A 15,803-nucleotide genomic window follows, 5' to 3' on the forward strand; every position below is an offset into this window, starting at 1 on the left:
ATGCTTGGGGGAGGAGGATCTTCTTCAGCCACAGAATTTAGACTGGAGCGCAGTTTCAGGCTAAGACTATACATGTTCTCCGGACTCGTGGCCTTCGCGTTAGTCGCGTTTGTCGTTCAATTATTCAATTTGCAGATCGTTCAGGGAACTGATAACTCTCTTAAAGCTGAGAAGTTCGTAAGAAAAAGTGAGACCATTCCCGCAGCACGCGGAGAAATGTTCGATCGGAACTTCCTCACTCCGGAAACTTCGATGGCTCTGGTCTCCAATTACTCCAGCTTGGATGCGGTCTTAAACACTTCCCTTCTAAAATACGATCCTGCTAAAGTACGAAATTTCCTCCAGGAATTCGCGAGAACTCTTTCGATCCCGATGTCCTATTACGAAGAGGATCTCATAGAGCCGAAGTTTTCCAAGAATATCAAGTCCAAGAAACCGTTCGTTCTCTTGGAAGCCATCAGTAAGGCGCAACAGGAAAGGATCTCCGTCTTCGATACGATTTCAAAATATGTAATATTGGTACCTTCTCCCAGAAGGATCTATAAAATGGGACCTGCTCTGGCGCATGTCACCGGCTATATTGGAAAGCCGAGCAAGACGGATCTTTTGACTCGGGAGATCAAGTCGTATCAGTGGCTTGGAAAAGACGGACTGGAATTGCAATACGATGCTCGTCTCCGAGGAACGGACGGATTCAGGATCCAAAAGAGAAGTTCCGAAGGAAATATAGAAGAGGAGAGAGTGGTAGAACATTCCACTCCCGGAAATAACCTTGTCCTAACAATCGATAAGGATATCCAGCTCGCCGCGTACAAGGCTCTCAAGGGAGCGAGAGGGACTGCGATCGCGTTACGTCCTTCTACCGGAGAGGTGCTTGCGATGGCATCCAATCCGAGTTACGATCCGAATATCCTATCAGGCAAAAGCAGATCCGAGAGAACGGCCCATTATAAGAGAGTGGATGCTAACGGTGGATTCTTGAATTTAGCGATCCAATCCAAATTTCCACCCGCTTCCACCTATAAAACGTTAGTTGCTATGGCAGCTCTGGAGAGCGGTCACAAGGTGGATTATACTCCGGAAACCAGTTATAGCTGCAACGGAAGTTATATCTTGAAGTCCACATTTGCAGGTGTTCCGGATCAGGTATTTTACTGTTGGGAGAAGGGTGGTCATGGAACGAACGACCTGGCTCATGCTCTCCAAAAATCCTGCTCGGTGTATTTCTATAATCTAGGTTATAAACTCGGTTCCGATCCTATCTTAACCTATTCTCGTTTGTTCTTATTGGATCAAAAATCCAAGATAGATCTGCCGGGAGAGATCAGCGGATTCGTACCTTCTTCTGCTTGGAAGAAGAGAACGTACGGGACCAGATGGTTCGACGGGGACACGATCAACCTTTCTATCGGACAAGGATTCATGTCGGTCACTCCTCTCGGAATGGCATTGTTCTATGCAGGCTTATTGAATCGAGGACAGATCTATCAGCCGTATGTGGTGAATGAGATCCGGGATCCTTTGGACAATTCCATTATCAATCGGACAGAGCCGCAAAGACTCAGGGATATTCCTATCCAAGCTTCTACGATCGAAGCGATCAAGACAGGTCTTCGTTTAGTTGTGAAGAGCGGGACCGCGGCATTCGTTCTGAATAAACCGGGACTTCCGGACATTGCAGGAAAGACAGGAACCGCTCAAACCAGAAGAAGGGGAGCCTCCGGTTCCAACCACGCTTGGTTCATCGGATACGCTCCTGCAAATGCGCCTGTGAGCGAACAAGTATTAGTCGCAGTATTCGTGGAATACGGAGTGGGTGGAGCCGCCGGAGCCGCTCCTGTGGCGAGAGAAATGTTTAGGGCCGCCTTCCCACCGGGAAGTTTTAAACGAACTGCAGAAGTGCCGGAAGCAGCACCGGTATTACCGGAGAAGATCCAATGATGTCCGACAGATCCATAGATAGAATCGATTACTTCCTAGTCGGATCCGTGATCATAGTAGTGCTCTGCAGTGTTCTCACATTGTATTCCCAAGAATATAACTTCGACGATCCATCGGTGGGGCTCATGGCTCACAAATGGTTTAAGCAATTCTTATTCTTCTTAGTCGGTCTTGTGGTGATGTGGTTCGTGTCCAGGGTCAATTACCAGTTGATCGGCGCGTATGCTTTGTTCGTGTACGGATTTGCCATTCTTCTTTTGATGCTCACCTTGGTGAAATGGATCGGGTATCTTCCTTCTAGCCGGGGTGCGAGATCTTGGATCAAGATAGGTCCCTTTCTATTGCAGGCCTCCGAGTTCGCAAAACTTGCGACAGTGATCCTCTTAGGACAGTATTTGGTCTTAAAAGAAAAAGAGATGAAGAAGTTAGTCGTGCTTGTGATCCCGTTCGGGATCGTTCTTCTTCCGATGGTGCTGATCCTATTGCAGCCGGACTTTGGAACTGCGGTATCCTTCTTACCGATCTTATTCACTATGTTGTTTCTGGGAGGAGCCGACTATTTGCATATCGGTTCCTTTATTACGTTCGGAGGCATTTCACTTGTTCTCCCTATGTATGTAGAATACTCCAAACTCACACTCTTAAACGATATATTAGCTTTTCTGCAAAGAACAGGAAAGACGGACCTTCTCTCCGTGGTGAACAGATTGGGTGGAAAGACCTGGCAGGTCGTAGACGGAAAAGAAGTCGCCGGAGCGAATCTCACGCCTAAGACCTTATCTGCCTTGAAAGAGGCTGTGGATCAGGTAGTGGATCTGGAAGCGAGCTTCGTGTTCAAACTTCTCTCCAACCAAACATTATTGATCGGAGTAGGGGCGGCACTCATCATCTTCAGTATCGTGATGATCCTTTTAAGAATTGCAAGAGGTTCTAAAACATTACGTACTTATTATATTCCCCTTGGGATCTTGGGAGTCAGCCTTCTCTCCGCGGTAGTGGTGATGAAAACGGTTCCGTTCCGAGAGAACCAGGTAATCCGTTTGACTGCATTCTTGAATCCGGACGAATTCAAGCAAGGAGCCGGATACCAGTTGAGAGCTTCTAAGCCTGCGGTTGGTTCCGGAAAGCTCGTTGGAAAGGGATTCCTGAACGCGGAGATGACCGAAGGAAAGATCCCTCATGTGCCAGAGGCCAGCACCGATTTTATCTTTGCTTCTTGGGCGGAACAGACAGGATTCATAGGATCCGTGTTCTTATTATTCTTTTTGTTCTCTATCCCGCTCCGAGGACTACAGATCAGCTACGAAAGTAAGGATAGATTCGGTTCCTTGCTTGCTTCCGGGATCGTTGCCATGCTATTCTATCACATGGCGATCAATATAGGGATTGTGCTCGGGCTTATGCCTGTGACCGGGATCCCGCTCTCCTTCATGAGTTATGGAGGATCCCACTTGATCATGTCCATGGTGGCAGTCGGGATCATTCTATCCATTAAGATGAGAAAACACGCCAACTAAAAGACTGTTTGGAGGGGGAAAGTCTTCCCCCTGGCCTCAGCCGTAAAACGTCTTCGGCCACCCCCTTCTCCGGGGCTCCGCCCCGGACCCCGAGCGGAAAATTCCTTTTGAAAGTCAAAATCGCAGTCGATAATCAAAAGAGATCCATGCTATTTCCGTTTGCAAATACAGACTTCTTACCTATTATTCGATAAAGCATGGAAAGAGTAAAGGATTCCAGATTCCTCTTCGACTTGAAACGAAAGTTTCGGTATATTTTAGAAGAAGTGGAGAAGAATACCTTCGACCAAAACTCGGAAGTAAGAGAACTCGAATCCTTATGGGAAGAGATGTTCGATGTCGCTTCCCGCAATGATACTCCTTATTTCAAGGCCAGGCTCTCTAACTTAAAAAGACAATTGGACGGATTCGTTCGTACGAAGGCTTACGAAAAAAGCGAATTCGATAGGATCTATAGACAGTTAGAAAAGATCCGCAAAGACGACACCGTAGAATTTTTAGACGAGTCTATGCGTTCCACAATCGCAAGGATCTCGGAAAACACGACCCGCTTCCCGATCACTTCCGCTTCAAATCATTTAGAGCCCGGATCCTTAGCGGGAATTCCGCTTCTTCTGACGTTCCGATGTGGCACTGTTCATTTCATCGTGAAGTCGGGACCTAAAAAAGTTTTTCGTAATATAAATCGGAACAAAGACAAGGTGCTCTACGAAGGGAAGAAGTATCCTATCTTTCCGAGTAGATCGATCTATTTCTCCTGGGAAGGAGAAGAAAGGGCCTGGGAAACGGAACCTGGAAATCTATTGATGATACGTTATCCGGAAGGCATCCGTTTCTTCCGATGCGATGCGATAGGGGATACGTTCCGGATCCCGGAAGATACGTTTAAAAGACGCTTAACGCCTACGGACAAACAGGGTGGAGAGATCCGATATTATTTCCGCAAGGCGGGAACTCGTTATTATTATATTCCGCAGAAAGGAGAATGATTGGTTTTTCCAACGATCTTCTTCCTAATAAGAAAAATTCGAATATTTACAATTTGATTTCATCAGCTCTTTAGGTGATCTTTGTTCTACGAGTTAGGATCCTGAAAATATAAGATCTAAGCTATAGGATGACAGTGGGACTATTTAAAAATGGCCGGTAAAATATGGATTTTCTTATGGTGTATAAAATCTCCGGTTTTGCTCGTACCGAAAGCCACCGGTGTTGTTTATACAAATCAAACCTGTGGTACTGCCTGCCTCCAAGAAGAAATAGAGGGTTTCGCTATCCCAATCTCCGATGAATATTCGGATATCGATTACGAACTTAGTTTAGATTTTCGAATCCGAAAGTTATTTCCGGACGGCAATCCTGGAAACATTGATTTTCGTTTGGCCGAAGCCATCCAATCTATCTTGGATTCTTACAATGAATCGAAGTGGGTGAGAATCGATTTTGAAAAATTGTCAGAATCTCATGAGGCCTGGTTGAAAGTTAAGTTATATTCTGGTAACGATTACATCCCTTCAGATTTAATCGACGGGCAAGAAGCTATTCTTACCTGGCAGAATAGCGATTAGGCATTTGATGCAATATGCAGATTTATTAATTGAGCATAGTAATTCTGACATAACACACGTCTAATCGAAGTTCTACGAAAATCGTTTGCAATTTTGTAGAAAAGCCGGAAAATCCGAACTTCATTTGTTTCTATTTTTCGGATGAACGATCCAGTAACTCATAATTTTTCTTTCTGGGACAATTGGACTTTTGAAAGTATCTCTTCTTTGTATTCCGAAGGACTGGATTTTTCGAATTCTAAACGATTGAAAGTGGATCGGGATCGTAATTCTTACGATTGGGAAGAGATCTGCGAGGCTTGCGTTCAGATAGAGAGCCTATTTAGTCTGATCAATGAACTCGTGCTCAGAGAAAAGATCTTCTACGATAGTAAATTCTCCGACGGTTGGAGATCTTTCGAAAGATTGAATTCCTTGGACGGGACGCTTCTTATTCCTGTGGACATTCCCACATTCAATCCGGTTGTAGCAGCTTCTAGAAACCAAGCCTTGGAATTGCTATGTGTTACGGAGAAGATGAGACAACACCAAAAGGAAAACCTCATCGGTTATCAGGAAACAAGGAAATCCCCTCATGACTATTTCGGCCAAGTGGTTTGGGGAACCGCAGGTAATTTCGGAAGGAGTTCCTTCTTAGGTGCGCATTACGTTCCCCATCCGATCCGAGCTTCTCTTCTGGAGCGAACGAACTTCTTAAAACCGAATGTAGATCTGGGAACGGAAGTAAAGGAATGGATCAATGAAGAAAGAGTGAAGCTATTCGCCGGTCTGACACCGCTTGGAAAGGTGCATCACTTTGAACTGATCCTTCCTCCCTTGGTCGCAGAAGTATTGGAATCTTCTTCCAATCTTTCGGAGATCATAGACTCCTCTCTCGAACTTAGGGAGAAATACAAGAGGATCCGAGAATGGATCGGAGAATACCAGGCTGCAATCGAGAGCGAGGATCCTAGTCAGGTTTCTAATTTTAAGAAGACCTTGGACTTGGTGAACAAGGACCTGGCGGATATGAAAAAGGGAAGTGAGTTGGGAGACACGAGCGTAGGGGTCTCGTTTTTGAGTGTTAAGGTTCCTTCTCCCAAGATACCGGATGTGCGAAAGTTCTGGGGGATCCGAAGCGCTTTGAACAAATTGATTTTGAATCGTAAAGGAGAGAGGGCACTGGCCAGGCTTTTAAGTTGGTTGGATTGCGAAGGAGAAAGAGAGATGGAACTGATCAAGGATCACTTTCATCCCCAAAAGTGATCCTTTCAGAGGGAAGAAGGAGATTACTCTCCGTCTTCTAAGAGGTTATTTAAGCTTTCGAGAAGGACGTCTACTTCGACGCCGTAACCCATGCAAACTTGCTCGATTGTCTCGAGTTCGTTGATGGAGCAATGAGAGCATCCACCTAAATGATAGCTAGAGAAAACTAGGCCTGCTTCTGGATGGAGTCCGATCGCTTCTCCGACCGTCATTTCCTTAAAAAATCTTGGCTTGACCGCTTCCGACATGTGGAAAATCTCCTAATGGTATTGGTTTCTTCCAGTATATAGACTCCCTAGGCGTAAGTCAATTCCATGTTTTTTAAAGAAACAGGCAAATTCTACATTCGGATCGAGGAAAGGTTTGAGTCCTCCCATTATCTCTATAAGTATTTCCCGGATGGTTCCGATGAGCCGATCCATGGCCATTCCTTTAAGGTGGAAGTATACCTTTCCGGAAAGGATAATATAGGAGAGGATGGGATCAGTTTCGACTTCTTAACTTCTAAGCGTCGCTTGAAAGAGCTTGTGGCAGAGTTAGACCATATTCTGATCAACGAACATTCGGACTTTAAGACCATCAATCCTACTTCGGAAAATATGGCGCGTTGGTTTTATCATGGCTTGAAGGATAGTGTGATCGCGGCGAATGGAAAAGTAGATCGGATCGTGATCCACGAAGGTCCCGAGAATCTAGCGTATTACGAACCGCTTTGATCTGCTCAAAACTTTCCGTACGTAAAAAGAAAAACTAAATTCGCAACCGCATAGAGTATGGTCAGATAGAATCCCATTCGTAGCGGCCTTGGCAAACGCATCACCCCGCAAAGGATAAAATGAACCGCTAAAAACCCTAGGGCTAAGGAGTCGACCCAAAGGACTGCACGCACTGGCTCCGGTTCTGCTCCGTACAATAGAAGAAGTACGGCCGGCAGAAGTCCCAGAAAACTCATGAAGCCACCGGTCGCGATCCAGATCATCAATATCATTCTAGATTGTCTCTCATCCGGATGCTGGAAGACGGAGATTGCTCCTCCCACGATCAATTGGTGCAAGAACCCGTGAAAGGCGTACACAAGACTCACACAGAGGAAAATGATAGTGGGCAGGTTGAGATGACTAAGATCTGACAAGGCGGGTTCTCCGAACGATTTGCAACTCGCAAATCTTATACCGACCCGTGCTCTTCACAACTAATTTACTGTTGACCTCTAGTTGAAAAATACGAGCATATTAGCCCGACTATGAATCGACTCCTTTGGACTCCCCAGCAAGAATCCGTACAGAATTCTAGAATGACCGATTTCCAAAACTTTGTGGAAAAAACGATCAATCAGAAATTCAAAAACTACTCAGAGTTTCACTCCTGGTCCGTCAAGGATCTGGATCGTTTTTGGGGACTTCTTTGGGAATATGCTCCCGTCATCCATTCGCAAAAATACGAAGAAGTGCTCCGTCTTGGTACAAGATTTAGAGACTCAAAATTCTTTCCGGGTGCCAAGCTGAACTTTGCGGAAAATCTTTTAAGGAAGAAGGATGAGAGTCTTGCTCTATTTTACAGAGGAGAAAGCGGAGCGGAAGTCCAAGTTACTTATTCGGAATTATGGAAAAGAGTGGGGGCCTTGGCAGCCTATCTGGTCTCGGAAGGTGTGGGTCCGGGAGATCGGGTCGCTGGTCTTATGCCGAATGTGCCTGATACGGTTCTCGGTATGCTTGCTACAACTAGCATAGGGGCCATCTGGACCTCTTGCTCTCCGGATTTCGGTGCCAAAGGCGTTTTGGATCGTTTCGGACAGATCCGTCCCAAGGTCTTACTTAGCACGGATCGATACGAGTTCAAAGGCAAATCACTTCCTTTATCAGGGATCGTTACTGAAATTGCGGCGCAACTTCCCGAGTTAAAAAAGATACTTATCGGTGAATATCCTAGCTTGGAAGCCGGCAATGTGGAAAAGAGAATTGAGTCTTTTCCCAAAAACTCGATTGCATTAGAAGAATCTTATAAACCGTTTTTGGGGAAGGATCCGGACTTCTTTCAGGCTCCCTTCGATCATCCGGTCTATATCATGTATTCTTCGGGAACCACAGGATTGCCAAAATGCATGGTCCAAGGTCCTGGTGTCTTCCTGAATCATTGGAAGGAACTTGCCCTTCATTCCGATCTAAGAGAGGGAGACAATATATTTTATTATACAACTTGCGGTTGGATGATGTGGAACTGGCTCGTAAGTTCTCTTTCTATAGGAGCTACAGTCCATCTATTCGACGGGAATCCATTCCATCCAAGTCCGGAAGTCCTCTTTCAATATGCGTCCGATAGAAAGATCAAGATCTTCGGAGTGGGGGCAAAATACATTCTTACTTTGGAAAAGGATAAGTATAAACCGGTCTCGGACCTGAGTTCGTTAGGAGCGGTTCTTTCCACAGGGTCTCCTTTGCCGGGATACGGATTTGAATATGTATACGATTCTTGGGGGAAGGACCTAAGGCTTTCTTCTATTTCCGGAGGTACAGATCTGAACGGATGCTTTGCATTAGGAAATCCGAATCTTCCTGTGCATGCGTCCGAACTGCAATCTCTAGGACTCGGAATGGCAGTGGAGATCTTCGACGATTCGGGCAAACCGTTGCAAGGGCAAAAGGGAGAGCTGGTCTGCACGAAACCCTTTCCTTCCATGCCGTTGGAATTCTGGAATGATCCTGATGGAAAAAAATACGAAGGCGCTTATTTTGATACCTTTCCGAATATTTGGAGACACGGGGATTTTGCGGAAATTCTTTCCAACGGTGGAATGATCGTGTATGGAAGATCAGATGCGACTTTGAATCCTGGTGGAGTTCGGATCGGAACTGCGGATCTGTATAGTTTGCTCGAGACTGTTTCCGAGATAGGGGATTCCGTAGTGATCGGACAAGAATGGAAAGACGACGTACGAGTGATCTTGTTCTTAAAGATGTCTACGGGAGCAAAGCTTACCTCCGAACTAGAGGCCAAGATCCGCAAGGACATTAAGGAAAAAGTTTCCCCTAGACATGTGCCTGCAAAGATCGTAGAGATCGCGGATATCCCCTATACCCGAAATATGAAAAAGGTGGAGATCGCAGTCAAGAAGACCGTGCAGGGAGAGCCTGTCACGAATAAAGACGCACTTATCAATCCGGAAGCATTAGAATATTATAAAAATCTCCCGCAGCTTTCGGTGGATTGATCTATCTTGCCGTAAACGAAGTCTCTATGATCAGATCTGTGTCTTCCCAGACGTATTCTGTTTCTACGGGAGAAGCGATCAGTTCCGCCGCAGGATTGGAAAGGCCTGAAAATGAATCAGTAGATTCTTTTTGGCTTCGGGAATAATACGATGCAAAGATCGCAGTAAGACCTAAAAGAACCAGAGCTGCGATCGCCTTCCAAGCGAATTCCAGATTTGCCGACTCGGTATGTTCCTCTTCTACTTGAGCCATGATCCTTCCAGCAATTCTGCGAGAGAAATCGGGATCTTGGATCAGTCTTTCCACTGTTTGGTCTAATTCTGATTCGGATGGATTCTTCATATCTTACCTCCTTGGTCTTTTCGACTCGAGTTTGTGAATCGGGACAACCATTCTTTAGCTCGCGAGATCCGGGACTTTACGGTTCCTTCGGAGATCTCCAGCTTTTGGGCTATGGATTCTAATTTCTCTCCGGTAAGCCTTAACGTCATAGTTTCTTTATATGGCGAAGGCAAGAGATTAATATGGAGTTCCAGCCATTTCCTTTTGTCCTCATCCAAATTCTCGGATGGCAATTCCCAATCGTCCTTTCTGCCGGATACGATGATCTCCGCTTTTAGACGAGAGTAGGCTTTTCCTTCTCGGATCCATTTTCGGATCGCTCTTCTGCATTCGTTCCTTGCAGCAACGTATAGCCATCGATTCAATTCTCCTATCTCTAAGAGAGGTCTGTTCTTAAAGGTCAAGTAGTAACGCAGATAGGTGTCCTGGGCCAGATCTTCGACCAAGGACACCATATCCGAAGCAATATGCCTTTGAATGGATCTCAGGACTGTTTGCTTACTGGATTCGATTGCGAAGGCTAATTCGGCTTCCGTCATATTCCTTTACAATCCCGATCCCCAGGAGGACCAGGCGGACGAGGGAAATGGTCCCTTCTATCCTTAAGCCTTTGGATCCTTTCCTTATGGATCTGGGTCAGTTTCTGTTTTTGTTCCGGATTTAAGAAAGACTCGAATTCGAGTCTTCCTTGTATATGCATGATCCTTAATTCTAGTTGAAGATCTCCGATCTCCTTCAATTTGGAGCGGACGGCATTCATGTCTACTTTAGTAGATTCTAATATTTGTTTGAGATCTTCGTGCAATTTAGGGAGTTTTTCGCTCATATTTCGACTGGCGGAAAATCTCTTTTCTCTGGCTGCCTTTGCCTTATCGAGCTGCTCTTGGCTCAGTCCGAGCTCTTTTGCGAATCTCTCGAAGTCCTTGGCTTCTTCTCTTCTGGGGCCATGTCCATGTCCATGGCCGCCTCCCGGACCAGGACCGAACATATCGAAAGGTTCCGGACCGAAAGGAGGGGGTGGCGGAGGAGGATCCGCAAGAAGCAGATTGGAACTTCCTGAGATCAGCAGTATGAGTAGAAATTTTTTGAATGTATTCGGTTTCAAAGCGAAATCCTCTTCTTTTATTTTATGACGAAATGTTTCTCTATTGCGTAGTACTGGAACTCGAAGAACTACCGGAAGAGACAGTATTGCTCGTGCAGTTCACTTCTCCCTGAATACTTACGGAAGGTCCGGTGACCGACTGGGTATTATAGCAAGTGCTTCCGTCTTGCGTATAGCACATACTGGTAGAAGTTGCCGAAGTACAATTGATAAAGTCCACAGTATAACATTGAGTGAGAGCAAGGGCAGTGCTTCCGCTGGCAACAGCAGTCCCGACTAGATCCAAGGTCACAGTTAGATAAGAGAGAGCCTGAGAAGAAGTTACACTGGTATCCACAGGAACCCCACTCCCTCCCCAATAGATCTTGCCATAATTTGCAACAACGGCCTTAGTACCGATCCCGCCCGAATAAGAGAACCCTTGCGTGGAATCTATGGAGCCTTGGTTTTGGGTACTATCGTACAGGAATTTCAGATAGATATATTCTCCGCTCGTAAAATATAAACGACTGATCACAGTAAATAGATTCGTGCTGCTCGAGGTGGACGTGGTTGTGGTAGTAGTCGTTGTAGTCGAAGAAGAACTATAAGGGGTTGCCGTGCCGCAACTTGCGGTCTTGTCCATGTCCACTGTTCCGTCTATACTGAACGCTTCTCCGTCTCCGTAAACAGTCAGATTGACCTTGTCCGAACTTGCATTCTGGCAAACCAGGAATACGGAAGAGAAACAGAAACACGCAAGGGTATAACGAAATATAGGTCTCGCTAGCGAAAGTAAATTCGAATTCTCTATTGCGCGTTGATTCTTCTGATCCAAACCGAGGGTCCCGTCTTTTTCTTTTATATAAGTAAACCCGAAGAGTGGAAAACGTTCCCGATTTTAGAATAAAAAGCCGGAAGAAGATCCTAGAACGGAAATCGAATTATTTTTTCTTGATCCTTAAGTGGTTCCTTCTTATAAAAGAACTGTGGTCGGCAGATTCGCAATCATCCTCCTTCTTTTCGGTTTTTTCTCTCTTCCCGCACAGGAGGGAACCTTCTCCCGATTCGACGAGATCAAAAAGAGGGGAGAGCTAAAAGTAGCCGGGAACAGGAACTACGAGCCTTTCTATATCGCGGACCCTAAGGACGGCTATCCTGGTTTCGACGTGGAGTTAGGAAAGAAATACGCCGATTTCTTAGGCGTTAAATACACATTCATCAATCTTCCCGAGTTCGAGGACTACGCGGAGGCGATGAAGGCCGGAGACATAGACATCGCGCTCGCCGGTTTAAGTTCTACATTAGAAAGATCTAAAAGAGGGAAATTCAGTTCTCCCTATCTGATCTCTACTCCCGGAGCGTTGGTTAACAAGAATGCGATCCCTCCTCCTCCGGAAGGAAATATTATCTCAACGGTATATTTCAGAAGTTTGAAAGACTTGGAGAATGTGAGCGGATTGAGTTTTGCGGTCCGTGCCTTTTCCAGCAGCCATGAGTATATTATGAAATCCTTTCCCAATTCCCGTATTTTTACGTACGGATCCTCGGATGCCGCTTGGGATGCTGTGAAGGATGGAAAGGCGAATTGTTTCGTCGGGGATTCACTATATATCAAGGGAAATCTTCTCAAACAACCAGCCATTCTTTCTAACTATAGGGCTTTGATCGAACCGGTCCAAGAGAATCATGTGAGTGCATTCTTGCCGAAGGGAGATATTGTCTTCGGACGCAATTTTGAATTCTTCCTCTCCGAGATGAGAAGAACAGGCGAACTGAAGGCCTTAGAAGACAAATACTTCAACAGAAGCGGTTGGGTGAAGTAGCTTTTTTAGTCTAAGTAGCATGGCCACTCTCTCCAAAAGAAGACCCGAAAATCTTCCGGGTCCGTTTTATGTGGATTCGAGTTGTATTGATTGCGAGACTTGCCGTATTCTCGCGCCGCAAGTATTCGGAGAGGATCGGATCGGTTCCTTCGTCCAAAAACAACCTGAGTCGGCACAAGAAACCTTCCAAGCGTTGCAAGCATTGGTATCCTGTCCTACCGCTTCCATCGGAACGGAAGATCGTTTGGACCAGCAGGAGGCAAAGGCCTCCTTTCCTAGAAAGATCCAAGACAATGTATATCATTGCGGGTTCCATTCCAAATCCTCTTTCGGTGCCTTCTCCTATTTGATCTTACGGGAAGAAGGGAACGTACTCATAGATTCTCCTAGATACCTTCCCTCTTTAGCCGAGAAGATCAAGGACCTGGGTGGGATTCGATACCATTTCCTGACTCATAGGGATGATATTGCCGATCACGAAAAATTCCACCAAGAATTCGGGACACAAAGGATCATTCATGAAGGAGATCTATCCGCATTGCCGGAAGCAGAGATCGTAGTCCGAGGGAATGAGGAATATCTGTTAGCGGAGGATCTGCTTATTCTTCCGGGACCGGGACATACGAGAGGTCATAGTACTTTATTGTATAAGAACGAATTCCTGTTCACGGGAGATCATCTTGCATTCGACCCTAAGAGGGAACGATTGATCGCATTTCGGAACGCTTGCTGGTATTCTTGGGAAGAGCAGACAAAATCCATGAGAAATTTAGAGAAATATGATTTTGAATGGGTTCTCCCCGGTCATGGACATCCGACTCACTCCCACAAAGAGAAGATGAAGGAACTGCTTCTCGCTTGTGTCTCCTGGATGGAGAGCAGATAAGATCGTGTCACTCACTTGGATAGAGAGTAGGTGAGGAGGCAGTCTTTGCTCGATTCACCCTCGTAACCAGGCAGACTTCCAATCCTTGCAAAGGCTTTGGACTTTCCGACCTGGCTTAGTTTCTACTACCCAGGTATTCCGATTGGGTTGAGAAAATATTCTCCGCGTAGGAAGGAACTCCACCCCATTTTTTCACTGCCCCGGGGCCTGCGTTATATGCCAGAAGCGCCCTTCTCACGTCCCCTTTTTCCGTTTCCAGAAGGTGGTTCAGATAGGAGACTCCTAAATGGAGATTTGTCTCCGTTTCGAACAAGTCTTTCTCTTTCACAGTCTTCCCTTCCCAGGAACCGATCCAGGCTCCGGTGCCAGGCATGATCTGCATATAACCTCGGGCATTCTTCTTGGATCTTGCCTTCTTGTAGAATTCGGATTCTGTCCAGATCAGTCCCAGGAGAAGGCCAACCTTCTCTCCTTTTTCGCAATAGATCCCACAAGCGGAATCCTCGATCCGGAGCGCTTCCTTGAGAACGGTTTGGGTGAGCAATTCCAGCTCTTCTTCCCGTATGCTGGGTCTTTGGGAGGCAATGAATTCCCGGATATAACTTGTTTCCGGCTTCGGAGCCGGAGAAGTCCCATTGCCGCCTAATAAGGATCCCGTAATTGGGGCAACCAAGGACTGGTACACCATGGGAAGGGCGGCGATGAATAGGTATCTTTTTCTAACTTTGGGCTGGAGCATCTGTTTCTTCCAACTTGTTTATTGTGCAATGCACTATATATGACCATTCTTTTTGCAACGCACTATGGACAAAGCAAAAAACGGAAAATCTGGAGTTCCTACAGGGATAGGTTTTAGGAGACAGAATTCGCAAACGGAGAAGGGAAACTCGGCTCTGAACAGAGAGGCATTCTCAAAATTTAACAGGAACATTCCAAGATCCTGATCTTAGGAATGAAATACTTGGAATTTGGAATGGATTGTCGGATCCTTTATTGTCAAAAAATTATTTCTTATCCTTCGATAGACCTTTCGGTGTAAGGGAGAAGAAAAACTAAAACGAAAGTGTAAACGTACTAAGATAAACAAAATAGAAAAAAATTTACTAAGCTGAAATGTGTATTTCTTCTCGTACTTCCTCCTAAGATCCATCCCGAAATGTTGAAATATAACATTCGATTTATATAATATACTAAATTTTCAAAAAAATATTTTTTTGTGCAAAATCTTCCCTACTCAACCGTCTTAAATTTTAGAACCGGGGATTCGTTGAACAAACGAACCAGAAAGAAATAGAAAAATAAAAACTCTTTCGCTCTTAAAAAACAAAGAAGGCGACTGAGGAATTTTTAAAAGATACACCGAGCTCGCTTATCAAAGCTAGCTGCGATTCGATTTTAAAACAGATTCAGAGATCGAATTTTTCTGGGGAAATTTTGATGAGGGTATCTTTCTCTTTATTGTTTATTTGGTTTATGGCTTTTACTTACTGCTCTCAAATGGAGACTCCGTCCGGAGATCTTACTTGGGAAGAAAAACAGATCCTCTGGATGATGTACGGTAAGGAAATGAAGAACGGTCTGGATCTTACCCAAGGGGCCGCTCAGAAATGGGGAATGGGGATCGATGTGTATCCCGCAAAAGTAAGGGTCGATAGAATGAGAAATACTATCGTCTTTACCGAATCGCGTAAATGCAATGTGGAAGGCGTCTCTCCTAAGAGCATAGTCGCCTGTGAGATCTTCTCTTCGAATCCGTTTTACTTGGCGGCTTGTTCCATCAGCGCAGACATTCATATAGAAAGTAGCGTGATCTTTATCTTTACCGATAGAGTAGAGGCGACTGCGGAAGCGATGATGAACGAGGATAGTGCTACGGATCCTAAGGATTATATCCAAGCTACCTTGGCTCATGAGATTGGACATTGTCTTGGTCTTCGTCACTCTCCGGATCCACAGGATCTAATGTTCCCTGTATTGACCGGCAAGGTCTTTCAACCTAGCCAATCCGAAATGGGAGCGGCACAAAACTTATACGATTCTAAGGCGGACGATCCAGGACTGACCCCTAAATCGAATCTGTATACAAGACAATCCGATTATACTTACTTAAGACAATATACGGTACCTTCTTTCGCCGTATTCGGAAATATAAATTTTAAAAGTTAGGAGACCTGAGCAACCCCAG

17 protein-coding genes are annotated in these 15,803 nt (G+C 45.4%); 10 read left to right on the forward strand and 7 right to left on the reverse strand.

The window, feature by feature from the left end:
- The 5 genes from mrdA (at nucleotide 1) to EHO57_RS15990 (ending at nucleotide 6,271) form a co-directional block, all read left to right on the forward strand.
- Nucleotides 1-1,941 carry a penicillin-binding protein 2 gene (mrdA, locus tag EHO57_RS15970; protein WP_135645750.1) on the forward strand — a complete coding sequence of 647 codons (1,941 nt, stop codon included), beginning with the start codon at nucleotides 1-3 and terminating at the stop codon, nucleotides 1,939-1,941.
- Nucleotides 1,938-3,458 carry a rod shape-determining protein RodA gene (rodA, locus tag EHO57_RS15975; RefSeq protein WP_135645749.1) on the forward strand — a complete coding sequence of 507 codons (1,521 nt, stop codon included), beginning with the start codon at nucleotides 1,938-1,940 and terminating at the stop codon, nucleotides 3,456-3,458. Before mrdA ends, rodA begins: the two co-directional genes overlap by 4 nt.
- Nucleotides 3,459-3,655: 197 nt before the next feature.
- Nucleotides 3,656-4,447, forward strand: a complete 792-nt coding sequence (locus tag EHO57_RS15980) for a hypothetical protein (RefSeq protein WP_135645748.1) — start codon at nucleotides 3,656-3,658, stop codon at nucleotides 4,445-4,447.
- Nucleotides 4,448-4,597: 150 nt separating this feature from the next.
- The gene (locus EHO57_RS15985; RefSeq protein ID WP_135645747.1) at nucleotides 4,598-5,026 is read left to right on the forward strand and encodes a DUF6210 family protein; all 429 of its coding nucleotides are present in this window, start codon (nucleotides 4,598-4,600) and stop codon (nucleotides 5,024-5,026) included.
- Between the two features lie 141 nt (nucleotides 5,027-5,167).
- Nucleotides 5,168-6,271 carry a hypothetical protein gene (locus tag EHO57_RS15990; protein ID WP_135645746.1) on the forward strand — a complete coding sequence of 368 codons (1,104 nt, stop codon included), beginning with the start codon at nucleotides 5,168-5,170 and terminating at the stop codon, nucleotides 6,269-6,271.
- Between the two features lie 23 nt (nucleotides 6,272-6,294).
- Here EHO57_RS15990 and EHO57_RS15995 read toward each other — a convergent pair whose 3' ends face one another.
- Nucleotides 6,295-6,519, reverse strand: a complete 225-nt coding sequence (locus tag EHO57_RS15995; protein ID WP_135587981.1) for a DUF1858 domain-containing protein — start codon at nucleotides 6,517-6,519, stop codon at nucleotides 6,295-6,297.
- Between the two features lie 66 nt (nucleotides 6,520-6,585).
- Here EHO57_RS15995 and EHO57_RS16000 point away from each other — a divergent pair, with 66 nt between their 5' ends.
- Nucleotides 6,586-6,987 (forward strand): 6-pyruvoyl trahydropterin synthase family protein, encoded by a 402-nt coding sequence (locus EHO57_RS16000; protein WP_135645745.1) that lies wholly within the window; start codon nucleotides 6,586-6,588, stop codon nucleotides 6,985-6,987.
- Nucleotides 6,988-6,992: 5 nt separating this feature from the next.
- Here the strand turns inward: EHO57_RS16000 and EHO57_RS16005 are convergent, their stop codons facing one another.
- Nucleotides 6,993-7,403 (reverse strand): hypothetical protein, encoded by a 411-nt coding sequence (locus tag EHO57_RS16005; protein ID WP_135645744.1) that lies wholly within the window; start codon nucleotides 7,401-7,403, stop codon nucleotides 6,993-6,995.
- A 111-nt stretch (nucleotides 7,404-7,514) separates the two neighbouring features.
- Here EHO57_RS16005 and EHO57_RS16010 point away from each other — a divergent pair, with 111 nt between their 5' ends.
- Complete coding sequence (locus EHO57_RS16010; RefSeq protein WP_135645743.1) at nucleotides 7,515-9,479, forward strand: acetoacetate--CoA ligase; 1,965 nt, start codon at nucleotides 7,515-7,517, stop codon at nucleotides 9,477-9,479.
- A 1-nt stretch (nucleotide 9,480) separates the two neighbouring features.
- Here the strand turns inward: EHO57_RS16010 and EHO57_RS16015 are convergent, their stop codons facing one another.
- The 4 genes from EHO57_RS16015 to EHO57_RS16030 are packed head-to-tail and all read right to left on the reverse strand — an operon-like array spanning nucleotide 9,481 to nucleotide 11,639.
- Nucleotides 9,481-9,822 (reverse strand): hypothetical protein, encoded by a 342-nt coding sequence (locus EHO57_RS16015; protein WP_135645742.1) that lies wholly within the window; start codon nucleotides 9,820-9,822, stop codon nucleotides 9,481-9,483.
- Nucleotides 9,819-10,361 (reverse strand): RNA polymerase sigma factor, encoded by a 543-nt coding sequence (locus EHO57_RS16020; RefSeq protein ID WP_135645741.1) that lies wholly within the window; start codon nucleotides 10,359-10,361, stop codon nucleotides 9,819-9,821. Before EHO57_RS16020 ends, EHO57_RS16015 begins: the two co-directional genes overlap by 4 nt.
- Nucleotides 10,358-10,927, reverse strand: a complete 570-nt coding sequence (locus EHO57_RS16025; RefSeq protein WP_135645740.1) for a Spy/CpxP family protein refolding chaperone — start codon at nucleotides 10,925-10,927, stop codon at nucleotides 10,358-10,360. The genes EHO57_RS16020 and EHO57_RS16025 overlap by 4 nt, the downstream gene beginning before the upstream one ends.
- Before the next feature lie 40 nt (nucleotides 10,928-10,967).
- Nucleotides 10,968-11,639 (reverse strand): LIC10920 family plasminogen-binding lipoprotein, encoded by a 672-nt coding sequence (locus EHO57_RS16030; RefSeq protein ID WP_342776493.1) that lies wholly within the window; start codon nucleotides 11,637-11,639, stop codon nucleotides 10,968-10,970.
- A 232-nt stretch (nucleotides 11,640-11,871) separates the two neighbouring features.
- Here EHO57_RS16030 and EHO57_RS16035 point away from each other — a divergent pair, with 232 nt between their 5' ends.
- Nucleotides 11,872-12,732 (forward strand): substrate-binding periplasmic protein, encoded by an 861-nt coding sequence (locus EHO57_RS16035; RefSeq protein WP_135645739.1) that lies wholly within the window; start codon nucleotides 11,872-11,874, stop codon nucleotides 12,730-12,732.
- 19 nt (nucleotides 12,733-12,751) lie between these two features.
- Nucleotides 12,752-13,618 carry an MBL fold metallo-hydrolase gene (locus EHO57_RS16040; protein WP_135645738.1) on the forward strand — a complete coding sequence of 289 codons (867 nt, stop codon included), beginning with the start codon at nucleotides 12,752-12,754 and terminating at the stop codon, nucleotides 13,616-13,618.
- Nucleotides 13,619-13,733: 115 nt separating this feature from the next.
- On the opposite strand, the gene EHO57_RS16045 is transcribed toward EHO57_RS16040, so the two are convergent.
- Nucleotides 13,734-14,357 carry a lytic transglycosylase domain-containing protein gene (locus tag EHO57_RS16045; RefSeq protein ID WP_135645737.1) on the reverse strand — a complete coding sequence of 208 codons (624 nt, stop codon included), beginning with the start codon at nucleotides 14,355-14,357 and terminating at the stop codon, nucleotides 13,734-13,736.
- Between the two features lie 698 nt (nucleotides 14,358-15,055).
- Between EHO57_RS16045 and EHO57_RS16050 the strand changes: the two genes are divergently transcribed.
- Nucleotides 15,056-15,784 carry a matrixin family metalloprotease gene (locus EHO57_RS16050; protein ID WP_246050739.1) on the forward strand — a complete coding sequence of 243 codons (729 nt, stop codon included), beginning with the start codon at nucleotides 15,056-15,058 and terminating at the stop codon, nucleotides 15,782-15,784.
- Nucleotides 15,785-15,803: the final 19 nt, after the last annotated feature.

The organism is Leptospira langatensis, from assembly GCF_004770615.1.
GTDB classification, from domain to species: domain Bacteria; phylum Spirochaetota; class Leptospiria; order Leptospirales; family Leptospiraceae; genus Leptospira_B; species Leptospira_B langatensis.